Source organism: Geodermatophilus sp. SYSU D00815, assembly GCF_054050035.1.
Map to the genome: position 1 here is coordinate 1 of NZ_JBJGYO010000012.1, position 12,193 is coordinate 12,193.

At 74.9% G+C, this 12,193-nt stretch carries 14 protein-coding genes and 1 other RNA gene; 5 read left to right on the plus strand and 10 right to left on the minus strand.

The genetic code is table 11. The features are described from left to right. Positions 1-139: 139 nt before the first annotated feature. On the minus strand, positions 140-352 hold the full coding sequence (locus ACI78S_RS14600; RefSeq protein ID WP_456974488.1) for a Flp family type IVb pilin: 213 nt from the start codon (positions 350-352) through the stop codon (positions 140-142). 210 nt (positions 353-562) lie between these two features. Continuing rightward, positions 563-1,204 (minus strand): prepilin peptidase, encoded by a 642-nt coding sequence (locus ACI78S_RS14605; protein WP_456974490.1) that lies wholly within the window; start codon positions 1,202-1,204, stop codon positions 563-565. Between the two features lie 152 nt (positions 1,205-1,356). On the opposite strand from ACI78S_RS14605, the gene ACI78S_RS14610 reads away from it, so the two are divergent. Further along, a complete protein-coding gene (locus ACI78S_RS14610; protein WP_456974492.1) occupies positions 1,357-1,575 on the plus strand; it encodes a hypothetical protein in 219 nt (72 codons plus the stop codon). 5 nt (positions 1,576-1,580) lie between these two features. Here ACI78S_RS14610 and ACI78S_RS14615 read toward each other — a convergent pair whose 3' ends face one another. The 6 genes from ACI78S_RS14615 to ACI78S_RS14640 all read right to left on the minus strand — a co-directional run bounded on the left by ACI78S_RS14615 (position 1,581) and on the right by ACI78S_RS14640 (position 6,520). Beyond that, positions 1,581-2,375: an alpha/beta fold hydrolase gene (locus ACI78S_RS14615; protein WP_456974494.1), complete on the minus strand. Its 795-nt coding sequence runs from the start codon at positions 2,373-2,375 to the stop codon at positions 1,581-1,583. 36 nt (positions 2,376-2,411) lie between these two features. Continuing rightward, complete coding sequence (gene argG, locus ACI78S_RS14620) at positions 2,412-3,845, minus strand: argininosuccinate synthase (protein ID WP_456974496.1); 1,434 nt, start codon at positions 3,843-3,845, stop codon at positions 2,412-2,414. Between the two features lie 59 nt (positions 3,846-3,904). Then, positions 3,905-4,345 carry a hypothetical protein gene (locus ACI78S_RS14625; RefSeq protein WP_456974498.1) on the minus strand — a complete coding sequence of 147 codons (441 nt, stop codon included), beginning with the start codon at positions 4,343-4,345 and terminating at the stop codon, positions 3,905-3,907. Positions 4,346-4,426: 81 nt separating this feature from the next. After that, positions 4,427-4,851, minus strand: an RNA gene (gene rnpB, locus ACI78S_RS14630) — RNase P RNA component class A. 29 nt (positions 4,852-4,880) lie between these two features. Beyond that, the gene (locus ACI78S_RS14635) at positions 4,881-5,072 is read right to left on the minus strand and encodes a hypothetical protein (protein WP_456974500.1); all 192 of its coding nucleotides are present in this window, start codon (positions 5,070-5,072) and stop codon (positions 4,881-4,883) included. 725 nt (positions 5,073-5,797) lie between these two features. Continuing rightward, positions 5,798-6,520, minus strand: coding sequence for a PIG-L deacetylase family protein (locus ACI78S_RS14640; RefSeq protein ID WP_456974502.1), 723 nt, complete (start codon positions 6,518-6,520; stop codon positions 5,798-5,800). Positions 6,521-6,597: 77 nt separating this feature from the next. On the opposite strand from ACI78S_RS14640, the gene ACI78S_RS14645 reads away from it, so the two are divergent. Next, entirely contained in the window at positions 6,598-7,356 is a 759-nt protein-coding gene (locus tag ACI78S_RS14645) for a sulfite exporter TauE/SafE family protein (protein ID WP_456974504.1), read from the plus strand. 39 nt (positions 7,357-7,395) lie between these two features. Here the strand turns inward: ACI78S_RS14645 and nadA are convergent, their stop codons facing one another. Continuing rightward, positions 7,396-8,427: a quinolinate synthase NadA gene (gene nadA, locus ACI78S_RS14650; protein ID WP_456974506.1), complete on the minus strand. Its 1,032-nt coding sequence runs from the start codon at positions 8,425-8,427 to the stop codon at positions 7,396-7,398. A gap of 156 nt (positions 8,428-8,583) precedes the next feature. Between nadA and ACI78S_RS14655 the strand changes: the two genes are divergently transcribed. From ACI78S_RS14655 to ACI78S_RS14665, 3 genes are read left to right on the plus strand one after another with little or no spacing between them, the layout of a single operon-like run. After that, positions 8,584-9,453 (plus strand): ABC transporter substrate-binding protein, encoded by an 870-nt coding sequence (locus ACI78S_RS14655; protein WP_456974508.1) that lies wholly within the window; start codon positions 8,584-8,586, stop codon positions 9,451-9,453. Then, positions 9,453-10,310, plus strand: coding sequence for an amino acid ABC transporter permease (locus ACI78S_RS14660; protein ID WP_456974510.1), 858 nt, complete (start codon positions 9,453-9,455; stop codon positions 10,308-10,310). Before ACI78S_RS14655 ends, ACI78S_RS14660 begins: the two co-directional genes overlap by 1 nt. Beyond that, the gene (locus tag ACI78S_RS14665; protein ID WP_456974512.1) at positions 10,307-11,050 is read left to right on the plus strand and encodes an amino acid ABC transporter ATP-binding protein; all 744 of its coding nucleotides are present in this window, start codon (positions 10,307-10,309) and stop codon (positions 11,048-11,050) included. The genes ACI78S_RS14660 and ACI78S_RS14665 overlap by 4 nt, the downstream gene beginning before the upstream one ends. Before the next feature lie 37 nt (positions 11,051-11,087). Here ACI78S_RS14665 and ACI78S_RS14670 read toward each other — a convergent pair whose 3' ends face one another. Next, complete coding sequence (locus ACI78S_RS14670) at positions 11,088-12,185, minus strand: bifunctional RNase H/acid phosphatase (protein ID WP_456974514.1); 1,098 nt, start codon at positions 12,183-12,185, stop codon at positions 11,088-11,090. Positions 12,186-12,193: the final 8 nt, after the last annotated feature.

Below are 12,193 nucleotides of genomic sequence, written 5' to 3' on the forward strand. Positions count from 1 at the left end.
ACCCCCGCCCCGCCGCCCCCAGCCCCCCCCGCCCCGCCGGCCCGGCCCCCCCCCCCCCCCCCCCCCCCCGCCCCCGGCGCCCCCCCCCCCCCCCCCCCCCCCCCCCCCCCCCCCCCCCCCGCGGGTCGTGCGGACGAGGTCACTCGCCGCCTTCGCCGCCGGGGAGCGCCTCGGACACGGCGTTGAACAGGCCGTCCAGCTGGCCGCCGAGGATCAGCACGGTGCCGACGATGACGGCGGCGATCAGGCCGACCATGAGGCCGTACTCGACGGCGGTCGCGCCCTTCTCCTCGCGCCGGAGGCGGTCCGAGGCGAACGAGACGAGGGTGGCGAGGGTGGCGAACGGGTTCATGACGGGGTTGCTCCAGGGGGTGAGCGCCGGCCGGGTCGGGTCGGGGGTGACCCGCCGTCGTGGCGTGGAGCGACTGTCGGATGCCGGATGCGCCGAACTGAAGCTTTGTCAGCCCGGCGACGGACGGGTACCACGCGACGGGTTTACGGTCTTCACCCTTGGTGACGCGGTGTAGTCGACCTGCGACACGCCGTCGTAACCGCGCTGCCTTCAGCTCGAGACGGAGACCCAGACGGTGACCGCCAGGGCACCGGCGAGCATGGCCGGGCCGAACGGCAGCTCACCGCGCGGGCCCACGCGCCCCGTGGCGAGCAGGACGAGGGCCAGCGCCGCCTGCACGAGGAAGCCGGCGGCCGCGCCGAGCACGACAGCGCCCCAGCCCAGCCACCCCAGGGGGAGGCCCAGCAGGGCGGCGAGCTTGACGTCGCCCATCCCCATGCCGCCCGGGGACACCAGCGCGAGGGCCAGGAAGACGGCGAACAGGGCCGCGGCGCCCAGGACCGCGCGCAGCAGCCGCGGCCACTCACCGCCGAGGGCGGCGGCAGCGGTCAGCAGGACCAGGCAGCCGGCGAGCGCCGGGACGACGACGCGGTCGGGCAGCAGCCGGTGGCGCAGGTCGACGACGGCGAGGAGCACACCCACCGCGGCCACGGCGAGGAAGGCGGGCGTCGACCAGCTCGGCCCGAGGGCCGCGGCGAGCAGGCCGAGCAGCCCGCCGGTGCCGAGCTCCAGCAGCGGCGGGCGCACCGCGGGCCGTCCGAGCGGGCGCTCCCGCCACGGGAACGCGCCGGCGGCCCGGTTGGCGAGGGCGCCGACGCCCATCCCCAGGACCGCGGTGACCAGCGCGAACACCGGCCCACCCTGGCACGGCCGGGACCTCGCGCCGCCGGACGCGCGGGCGCCCGTCACCAGCAGGAGGGAGGCCGCGCACGTGCCGCGGGGGCGTCCGGGCCGTACCGTTCGCCCCACAGCGGTCAGCCGCGGCCGCGGGAGGGCGGGCGAGCATGAGCGTCGAGGTCGACCTGAACGGCTCGGGCGAGACCGCGTTCGCCGACCGGGACCTCCCGACGGGCCGGTACTACTACCACGTGGGCGCCGGCGGCGAGCTGATCATCCTCGTCGACGAGCAGGGCGAGGGCCGGGTCGAGCTGGTGTACGGCCCGTCGGCCTGGCACTGCGTGCGCGGCGACGTCTGGCGCAAGGGCATGCTGCTGCAGGGCTGACCGCGCTACTCCCGGTAGAAGTCTGCGAGCGCGGGCGCGAGGACGTCCGGCGGAACCTCGTGGAAGCCGCCGGGCAGCCGCACCCACCGGCCGTCGGGCACGGCGGCGGCGACCTCCTCGACGGTCCGCGACATCCACGGGACGGCGGTGCCCTCGCTCGTCACGCCGAGCACGGGCACGGCCACCCGGGCCAGGACGTCGACCGGGAGCGCGTGGTCGTCGCCGCCGAGGGCGTGCGCGTCGTAGCGCAGCGTGGGCGCCATGGCCTCCAGGCCCTGCCACATCGGCGTGCCCTTGAACGAGGCCACCAGCTCGGCGGGCAGGCCGACCACCTGCGTCTGGAAGTACTCGACCAGCCCGCTGCGGTCGCCGCGGTCGACGTAGCCCTGCAGGGTGCCGAGGTAGTCCGGCGGCGCGGGCGGCGCGCCGTCGATGCGGTAGGGCGGCTCGAGCACGGAGACCCGCGCGACCCGCGCCCCGGCCGCGACGGCCCGCAGCAGCAGCGCCCCGCCGGAGGAGACGCCGTGCGCGTGCACGGGCGCGTCCGGCGAGACGGCCTCGACGACGGCGGCGAGGTCCTCGAACTCGCGCTCGAGCGCGTACGGCTCGGTGTCGCCGCTGTCGCCGCGGCCACGCCGGTCGTAGGTGACGCCGGTGAGGCCCTCCCCGGCCAGCGCCTCGGCCAGCGCGGCCCAGGTGCCCCGGTCGTTGAAGGCCCCGCCGACGACCACCACCGGGGGGCCCTCGCCCCACGCCTCGTAGGCGATCGTCGTCCCGTCGGCCGATGTCGTCTTCTGCATGCTGGGGAGACCGGCCGCGCGGGGAGAACTCATCGGTCAGTCGGTGCCGGACTCCATGGCGGCGCTGTCCAGCGTCTCGTCGGCCGGCTGGGCCTCGGCCTGCGGGTTGGCGGCGATCAGCTCGGCGCCGCCGGCGACCAGGCCCGGCTCCAGCTCGCCGAACAGGTAGGCCCGGCCGGGCTCGACGCCGGCCCGCGCCGCGTACTGCTCGAGCTTGGCGCGGGAGTCGGCGATGTCGAGGTTGCGCATGGTCAGCTGCCCGATCCGGTCGACCGGCCCGAAGGCGGCGTGCTCGACGCGCTCCATCGACAGCTTGTCGGGGTGGTAGGACAGCGCTGGCCCGCGGGTGTCGAGGACCGAGTAGTCCTCGCCGCGGCGCAGCCGCAGCGTCACCTCGCCGGTGACCAGGGAGGCCACCCAGCGCTGGATCGACTCGCGCAGCATGAGCGACTGCGGGTCGAGCCAGCGCCCCTCGTAGAGCAGCCGGCCCAGGCGGCGGCCCTCGGTGTGGTAGTTGGCGATGGTGTCCTCGTTGTGGACGGCGTTGAGCAGGCGCTCGTAGCCGATCCACAGCAGCGCCATCCCCGGCGCCTCGTAGATGCCGCGGGACTTGGCCTCGATGATCCGGTTCTCGATCTGGTCGGACATGCCCAGGCCGTGCCGCCCGCCGATGGCGTTCACCTCGCGGACGAGCTCCACCGGGTCCTCCAGGCGGACGCCGTTGACGGCGACCGGCCGGCCCGCCTCGAAGCGGAGCGTGACGTCCTCGGGCTCGACGGCGACGGCGGGGTCCCAGAACCGGACGCCCATGATCGGCTCGACCGTCTCGAGCGCGACGTCGAGGTGCTCGAGCGTCTTGGCCTCGTGGGTGGCGCCCCAGATGTTGGCGTCGGTGGAGTACGCCTTCTCCTTGCTGTCCCGGTAGGGCAGGTCGTGCTCCACCAGCCACTGGCTCATCTCGGCGCGGCCGCCGAGCTCGCGGACGAAGTCGGCGTCGAGCCAGGGCTTGTAGATGCGCAGGCCCGGGTTGGCCAGCAGGCCGTACCGGTAGAAGCGCTCGATGTCGTTGCCCTTGAAGGTGGACCCGTCGCCCCAGATGTGCACGTCGTCGGCCTGCATTGCGCGCACCAGCATCGTGCCGGTGACGGCGCGGCCGAGCGGGGTGGTGTTGAAGTAGACGCGGCCGGCCGAGCGGATGTGGAACGCGCCGCAGGCCAGCGCCGCCAGGCCCTCCTCGACCAGCTCACGGCGGCAGTCGACCGCGCGGGCGATCTCGGCGCCGTACTGCAGGGCCCGGTCGGGGACGCCGGAGATGTCGGTCTCGTCGTACTGCCCCAGGTCGGCGGTGTAGGTGCACGGGACGGCGCCCTTGGCGCGCATCCAGGCCACCGCGACCGAGGTGTCGAGGCCGCCGGAGAAGGCGATGCCGACGCGCTCGCCGACCGGGAGGGCGGTCAGGACCTTGCTCACTCGTGCTCCGTCTCTGGGTCGGCGGGATCACGAGGATGGTGTCATCCCGCCGCTCGGCCTCAGCCCTCGCCCGGGGCCGGCCACTGCAGCCGCGCCTCGAGCAGGGCCTCGAGCGTGACCGACTCGCCGTCGCGGGCGCCCTTCCCCACCTGCAGCGGCGGAGGGGTGGGCTCGACCGGGACGGTGCGCCAGCGGCCGAAGCGCACCGGCGGCACGACGAGCTGGTAGTAGCGGCCGTCCGGGTCCACGCCCACCGACCGGTCGCGGTTCAGGTACCACCCGGTGACACCCGTGCGGTAGCGCCCGTGCCCCGACCACGGCCGAGCCGTCAGCTCCTCCGTCGCCAGCCGCGCCTGCCTGGCCCGCTGCACGAACCGGTCGACCAGGACCTGCGCCTTCGCCGACTCCTGCTCGTCGCGGCGCCGCTGCGCCTCGATGTGGAAGTCCGCGAGCTCGCCCCGCGCCGCCCGCCGCCGCGCCGCGTCCTCGTCCATCGGCACCCCGCCTCGTGCGCCGGCCTGCTGGAGATCCCCTCGACAGCGTCCCGCACCTCAGGCGGCGGCGACAGCCGGCGCCGACGACGGACGAGTCGGCCTGTACGCCGGGTTCTGTCCTCGGGCGCCTCGCGGCCTCCCGATGGGCGGTCATCCATCTAGGCCTGCCGTTGCCGGCAGGCTCGAGCGGTCCACCCGCAGGCTCGGGCGGGCAGCCCTCGAACGCCTGCGCAGGACGGCGGACCGATCAGATCCGCCCGCCGTCCCTCTCGACCTTGCTCCGGGTGGGGTTTACCGAGCCGCACCGGTCACCCGGTGCGCGGTGGTCTCTTACACCGCCGTTTCACCCTTACCAGCCGCCCTGCCGAAGCAGCGCCGCTGGCGGTCTGTTCTCTGTGGCACTGTCCCGCGGGTCACCCCGGGTCGCCGTTAACGACCACCCTGCCCTGTGGAGCCCGGACGTTCCTCGGCGACGGGGTCTCCCCCGCCGACGCGACCGCCCGGCCGACTCGTCCGTCGTGGTGACCAGTCTAGTGGCGGGTCAGAACGGCGGCGGATCCGTGGTGGCCACCAGGCCGGACGGCGTGGTGGCCACCAGGCCGGACGGCGTGGTGACGGTGAGGGTGCCGTCCTCGTCGAGCTCGTGGGTGAGGCCGGGCGCCTGGTGCTTGCCGCGGTGGTCGCCGGCGCAGAACCCGACCAGGTTGGAGACGTCGGGGGGCCGTCGGGCCACCGGATCCGGTGGTCCAGCTCGCCCTTCGCCACGGGTCGTCGGCAACCGGGGAACCGGCAGCGCCGGTCGCGGGCACGCACGGAGCGGTCGAGCGCTGCCCCGGGCCGGTAGCCGTCGGTCGGGGGCGGCGCGCCGATCGGTTCCCCGGCCGCGGCCGCGCGCGTCGACCAGCGCGATCCGGGGCGGCGTGAGCAGCCCTTCCCCGCGGTTGCGCATCAGCAGGTCGCCCAGCGCTGCCCGGTCGGCGACCCAGTCCAGCACTTCCGCCTCGACCTCGGCCCGCACCCGGTGGTCGGCGATCGGCGCGACGTGGTCGAGCATCGGCCACCGGTGCGCCCCGGTGAGCACGCCGGCCCTCGAGCGCTGCCAGCGTGCCCGGGAGCCGCTCGACCAGCGTCAGCGACTCGGACAGCAGCGCGTCGGCCCGGGTCCTCGTGCAGGTGAGCCCGATCGACAGCTCCAGCGTCGCCCACCCGCTCACCGGCTCGAGCTCCCGGTCGGCCGACGCGGAGCGAGGCCGCGAACTCCGCCAGGGCCCGCGTCCGCAGCGCGACCTGCCGGGCGGTCTCCCGGTCGGCCGCCTGCACCGCACCCGGCGGACCGGCCGCGAGCCCGGTCTGCGGCGCGTACGGCGGAGCCCGTTCCACGGATCGATCATGGGTTCGAACGCTTCGCCGCGGTAAGCCCTGTCGACGGCGAACGCCCTGCTCAGCGGCCCGGCGCCTTCACCCCCAGTAGAGGGTGAAGCCCACCCGCCGCGAGCCGTCCTCGGTCAGCGTCGCCATGTCGATCTGCTGCCGCGCCTGCTCCTCGACCGGGACGTCGGAGAGCACCTCCAGGTACCGCCGGTGCTCGCTCAGCGACGCCACCGCCGGCTCCACCCCGTCGGTCACGTCGACCTGGTGCGGCGCCTCGACGCCGAAGGCCTGGACGGCGATGTACTGGACGCCCCGCCACGGCTCCTCGGGCAGGTCGGGGAAGATCCACTCGTTCGCGGCGTCGGCGACCGCGTCGAGGACCGCCCGGTTGAGCGCGCGGTGGTCGGCGGAGTTCAGCGCGGCGGGCGAGACGCCCGGCGGCGTCCAGGTGTCCCCGCCGTACATGGCGACGACCAGCTCCGGCCGGTGCCGGCGGATCGCGCCGGCGAGGTCCCGGCGCAGGGGCGGGCCGTACTCCAGGACGCCGTCGCGGTGGTCGAGGAACTCGACCTCGGTCACCCCGACGACGGCGGCCGAGCGCCGCTCCTCCTCCTCGCGCAGCGGGCCGGCCTCCGTGGGCGGCATCCCCGCGATCCCCGCCTCCCCGCGGGTGGCGAGCAGGTAGTGGACCTCCTTGCCGGCCTTGGTCCACACGGCCACGGCGGCGGCCGCGCCGTACTCGATGTCGTCGGGGTGGGCGGCGACGACGAGAGCGCGCTGCCAGTCGTCGGGCATCGGGGCTGGGGGCATGGCCCGCAGTCTGCCGCGCCGGTCGAGCCCGCCGGGTGGTCGGCCGCGCGCGAGGGCGCCCCGTAGGCTCGGCGGCCGTGTCGGCCCTCGACCTGGTCATCGCCGCGGCCGTCGCGTTCGTCGCCGGCGGCGTCAACTCCATCGCCGGCGGCGGCTCCCTCATCCTCTTCCCCACCCTGGTCACGCTCGGGCTGGGCACCGTCGAGGCCAACGTGACCAACTCGGTGGCCCAGTGGCCCGGCTACCTGGGCGGGGTCGCCGGCTTCCGCGCCGAGTACGCCGGCCAGCGCAGCCGCCTGGTCCGCTTCGGCCTGGTCGCCGTCCTGGGCGGGATCGCCGGGTGCGTGCTGCTGCTGACCACGCCGACCGAGGCGTTCGACCTCGTCGTCCCCGTGCTGGTCCTGCTGGCCAGCCTGCTCCTCGCCGTCCAGCCGCTGCTCAACCGGTCGCTGCGGCGGGCCGAGGAGGTCGGCCGCACCCGCGACCCGGCCTGGCTCTACGTCGCCCTCTTCCTCGCCACCGCCTACGGCGGCTACTTCGGCGGCGCGCTCGGGGTGATCCTCGTCGGCGTCCTCGGGTTGGCGCTGCACCGGCTGAAGCTGGCCAACGCGCTGAAGTCCGCCCTGTCGGCGGTCACCGCCACCGTCACCGTCGTCATCTTCGGCCTCTTCGGCCCGGTGCACTGGGGCGTGGTCGCGGTCGCCGCCCCGGCGAGCCTGCTCGGCGGCTTCCTGGGTGCGCGCCTGGCCAGCAGGATCCCCTCCACGCCGCTGCGCGTGCTCATCGTCGGGTTCGGGGTCGCCGTCTCGGTGTACCTGTTCCTCCGCGCCGCCTGACCGCGCCGCCTGACCGCGGCGACGGGCCGCAGGGCCCTCCTACTCGCCGCCGCGGCCGGGCTCGCCGATGGCGATCATCGCCTCGACGGCGGCCCGCGCCCGCGCCGCGGTCTCGGGGTCGACGTCGACGGCGCCCTCACCGGTGCGCAGCGTGTGCAGCAGCTTGGCCGGCGTGATCATCTTCATGTAGCGGCAGGCGGCGCGGTCGTTCATCGGGATGAAGGCGGTGCCGGCGTTGAGCGACCGCAGCTGGTGCAGGATGCCCACCTCGGTGGCCACCAGCACCTCGCGCGACGACGTCCGGGCCGCCTCCTCGACCATGCCGCCGGTCGACAGCACCCGGGTGCGGTCGGCCGGCAGGTCGCCGTGGCTGACCAGGTCCAGCACCGAGGTGGTGCAGCCGCACTCGGGGTGCACCAGGATCTCGGCGTCGGGGTGCGCGGCCACCTGGGCGCGCACGTCGGACGGGCTGATCCCGGCGTGCACGTGGCACTCCCCCGCCCACACGTGGATGTTCTGCCGCCCGGTCACCCGCTTGACGTGCGCGCCGAGGAACTGGTCGGGGCAGAAGAGGATCTCGCGGTCCTCCGGAATGGACCGGACGACGTCGGCGGCGTTGGACGACGTGCAGCAGATGTCGGTCTCGGCCTTCACCGCGGCCGTCGTGTTGACGTAGCTGACGACGACGGCGCCGGGGTGGTCGGCCTTCCACTCGCGCAGCTGCTCGGCGGTGATCGAGTCGGCCAGCGAGCAGCCGGCCGCGTGGTCGGGCAGCAGCACGGTCTTGCCGGGCGAGAGGATCTTCGCCGTCTCGGCCATGAAGTGGACGCCGCAGAAGACGATCTCGCGCGCGTCGGTCTGGGCGGCGACCCGGGACAGGTAGAGGGAGTCGCCGGTGAAGTGGGCGACGTCCTGGATCTCGGGGACCTGGTAGTTGTGCGCGAGGATCACCGCCCCGCGCTCCTCGGCCAGGCTGCGCACCTCGCGCGCCCAGCTGCGGTACTCCTCGGGCGACAAGGTCCGCTCGTCCCCGGCGACGGCGGGGGTGGCGGGCGCGATGGTCGCGGTCACGCGGGCTCCAGGAGGTCTCGTGCGGGCCTTCGACGGGGAGAACGCCCGCGCCGGCCGGTCATCTTCCCGCAACCGCGCGGCGGCCCGTCGGCCACGTCGGGGGCGGGCCCTAGGATCCCCCTGTCCCCCGGAACGTTCAACCCTCAAGGAACCGACATGCGCCGCCTCGCCCCGCTCACCGCGCTCGCCGCCGCCGCCCTGCTGGCGACCGCCTGCGCCCCGCAGGAGTCGTCGGGCGACAGCTCGGCGACCTCGGGCTCGGCCGCCGGCGGCGCCTGCACCCCCGAGGAGCTCGAGACCCGGGAGCCCGGGACGCTCACCATCGCCACCGACCAGCCCGCCTACGAGCCGTGGATGGTCGACGACACCCCCGAGAACGGCGAGGGCTTCGAGTCCGCCGTCGCCTACGCCGTCGCCGGGGAGCTGGGCTACTCCGAGGACGAGGTCACCTGGGTCCGGGTGCCGTTCAACGCCGCCATCCAGCCCGGCGCCCGGCCGTTCGACTTCGACATCAACCAGTTCTCCATCACCGAGGAGCGCAAGCAGGCGGTCGACTTCTCCTCGCCGTACTACACGGTCAGCCAGGCGGTCATCACCACGGCCGGCTCGGCGGCCGACGGCGCCACCAGCCTCGAGGAGCTGCGCGGCCTGCGGCTGGGCGCCCAGGTGGCCACGACCAGCCTCGACGTCCTCACCGAGGTGATCGCGCCCGAGGCCGCCCCGGTGGTGTTCAACACCAACGACGACGCCAAGCTCGCGCTGCAGAACGGTCAGGTCGACGCGATCGTCGTGGACCTGCCCACGGCCTTCTTCATCACCGCGGCCGAGCTGGAGAACGGCGTGATCGTCGGCCAGATCGAGGACTCCGGCGAGGGCGGCGACCAGTTCGGCCTGCTGCTGGAGAAGGGCAGCCCGCTCACCGACTGCGTCAGCCAGGCGGTCGACGCCCTCCGCGAGGACGGCACGCTGGCCGACCTCGAGCAGCAGTGGCTGTCCGACGTCGCCGACGCGCCCGTCCTGAACTGATGCCCGGCGCCCTCCCGGCGCCCAGCGAGCTCGAGCTCTCCCGCCGGGCCTGGCGTGCGCGCCGGGCCCGGCGGTCGACGCTGATCGCCCTGCTGTCCACCCTGCTGTTCGCGGCGGTGGCGTACCTCGCCGTCACCCGCGCGCCCGGCTGGCCGCGGGTGCAGGCGACCTTCTTCTCCTGGTCGATGGCGGTCGAGGCGTTCCCCGAGATCCTCGAGGGGCTGTGGCTCAACCTGCAGGTGCTGGTCGTGGGCGGCCTCCTCGTGGTCCTGCTCGGCCTGCTGATCGCGACCGTGCGCACGCTGCGCGGGCCGGCGTTCGCCCCGCTGCGGATCGTCGCCACCGGCTACGTCGACCTGTTCCGCGGCATGCCGCTGATCATCGTGCTGTACCTGGTCGGCTTCGGGTTCCCCGCGCTCGGGCTGCAAGGGGTGCCGACGTCGCCGTTCGTGCTCGGGACGGCGGCCATCGTGCTGGTTTACTCCGCCTACGTGGCCGAGGTCTTCCGCGCCGGCATCGAGTCGGTGCACCCCAGCCAGCGCGCCGCCGCGCGGTCGCTCGGCCTCACCCACCGGCAGACCATGCGGCTGGTCGTCCTGCCCCAGGCGCTGCGCACCGTCACCCCGGCGCTGCTCAACGACTTCGTCGCGCTGCAGAAGGACGTCGGGCTGATCTCGGTGCTCGGCGCGATCGACGCGGTCCGCTCGGCGCAGATCATCGTCGGGCAGACGTTCAACTTCACCCCGTACGTGGTGGCGGGGCTGCTGTTCGTGCTGCTCGCTGTCCCCTCGGCGCGGCTGGCGGACCACGTGACCGCCCGCGCCCGCCGCCGCCAGCAGTCGGGGTCGTTGCTGTGACCGTCCTCGAGCTCGTGAACGTGGTGAAGGCGTTCGGCGACAACGTGGTGCTGCGCGGCGTCGACCTGTCGGTCGACGAGCACCGGGTGGTCGCGCTGATCGGCGGCTCCGGCTCGGGCAAGTCCACCCTGCTGCGCTGCGCCAGCCTCTTGGAGACCGTCGACGACGGGCAGGTCTTCCTCGACGGCGAGGACGTCACCGACCCGCGGGTGGACGCCGACCGGGTGCGCCGGCGGATGGGCGTGGTCTTCCAGGCCTACAACCTCTTCCCGCACCTGTCGGTGCTGGACAACGTGACCCTGGCCCCCACCGTCGTGCACGGCCGGCCGAGGGCCGAGGCGCGCGCGGAGGCGGTCGCGCTGCTGGAGCGCATCGGCCTGGCCGACAAGGCCGCCGAGTTCCCCGACCGGCTCTCCGGCGGGCAGCAGCAGCGGGTGGCGATCGTCCGCGCCCTCGCCGTCCGCCCGCGGGTGCTGCTGCTCGACGAGATCACCAGCGCGCTCGACCCCGAGCTGGTCGGCGAGGTGCTGGCCGTCGTGCGCGAGGTGGCGGCGCAGGGCATGACGATCGTGATGGCGACGCACGAGATGGGCTTCGCCCGGCAGGTGGCCGACACGGTCGCCTTCCTCGACGGCGGCGTGCTGCTGGAGTCCGGCCCGCCGGCGCAGGTGCTCGGCGAGCCGGAGCACCCCCGCACCCGGCAGTTCCTGTCGCGGGTCATCGACGCGGGCCGCTTGTAGGGCTCTCCGTACCGAAAGCCCGCCCGGCGGCGGGCGGCTACGACCGCAGGTGGCTGGTGTCGTTGACCAGGCGCACCGACGTCCGCCCGTCGGAGGACCACGCGACCGTCGACAGCGAGGCCGCCTCGAGGAAGACGCGGTGCACGACCTCGTCGCCGGCGCCGAGCCCGGCGGCGAGCAGGAGCTTGATCGGTGTCACGTGGCTGACCACGAGCACGGTCTCCCCCGCGTGCCGCTCGAGGAGCCGGGCGCGGGCGCGGGCCACCCGGGCGCTGACGTCGGCGACCGACTCCCCGCCGGGCGCCCGGACGTCGGTGGCGCCGTAGAACCGCCGCAGGGCCAGCGGGTTGCGGGCCCGGGCCTCGTCGCCGGTCAGCCCCTCCCACTCGCCGAAGTCGAGCTCGCGCAGGTCCCGATCGACGTCGACGGGAAGGCCCAGCACCTCGGCGGCGGCCTCCGCGGTCTCCCGGCACCGCTGCAGCGGCGAGGAGACGATCGCGTCGATCCCCCGGTCGGCCAGGTGCCGCGCCGCCGCTCGCGCCTCGGCGCGCCCGAGCTCCGACAGCGGCAGGTCGCTGCTGCCGCTGAACCGGCGCTCCGGCGTGTGCTCGGTCTGCCCGTGCCGCAGCAGGTGGGTGACCGTGGTGACCACCGGCCGCGGCTCGGGCGCGGGCTGGACGTCGTCCTCGAGCGTGACGGGCTCGGCTGCCGCGTCACGGTGGACGGGCCGGCCGTCCATGGCGCTGTTGGCCAGGGCGTCGGCCGCGCTGTTCTGCGCGCGCGGCACCCAGGTGTAGCGGACGCCGCCCAGCTGCCGGGCGATCTGCTGGGCCTGCAGCGCCAGCTTCTGCATGTCGGGGTGCTTGATCTTCCAGCGCCCGCTCATCTGCTCGACGACGAGCTTGGAGTCCATGCGGACCTCGACCTGGGCTGAAGGGTCCAGGTCGAGCGCGGCCTGCAGCCCCGCCACCAGCCCGCCGTACTCGGCGACGTTGTTGGTCGCCACGCCCACGGAGGCCGCCCGCTCGGCGAGCACCCGGCCGGTGTCGCCGTCGCGGACCAGCGCGCCGTAGCCGGCCGGGCCGGGGTTGCCGCGCGAGCCGCCGTCCGCCTCGACGACGAGCGTGCGGCTCACTCCCGACC

Coding starts and splice junctions, on each gene's coding strand:
- ACI78S_RS14640 (WP_456974502.1), bottom strand. CDS start 6,520: ATGCCCCCAGCCCCGATGCCCGACGACTGGCAGCGCGCTCTCGTCGTC.
- ACI78S_RS14655 (WP_456974508.1), top strand. CDS start 8,584: ATGCGCCGCCTCGCCCCGCTCACCGCGCTCGCCGCCGCCGCCCTGCTG.
- ACI78S_RS14615 (WP_456974494.1), bottom strand. CDS start 2,375: ATGCAGAAGACGACATCGGCCGACGGGACGACGATCGCCTACGAGGCG.
- ACI78S_RS14660 (WP_456974510.1), top strand. CDS start 9,453: ATGCCCGGCGCCCTCCCGGCGCCCAGCGAGCTCGAGCTCTCCCGCCGG.
- ACI78S_RS14610 (WP_456974492.1), top strand. CDS start 1,357: ATGAGCGTCGAGGTCGACCTGAACGGCTCGGGCGAGACCGCGTTCGCC.
- ACI78S_RS14600 (WP_456974488.1), bottom strand. CDS start 352: ATGAACCCGTTCGCCACCCTCGCCACCCTCGTCTCGTTCGCCTCGGAC.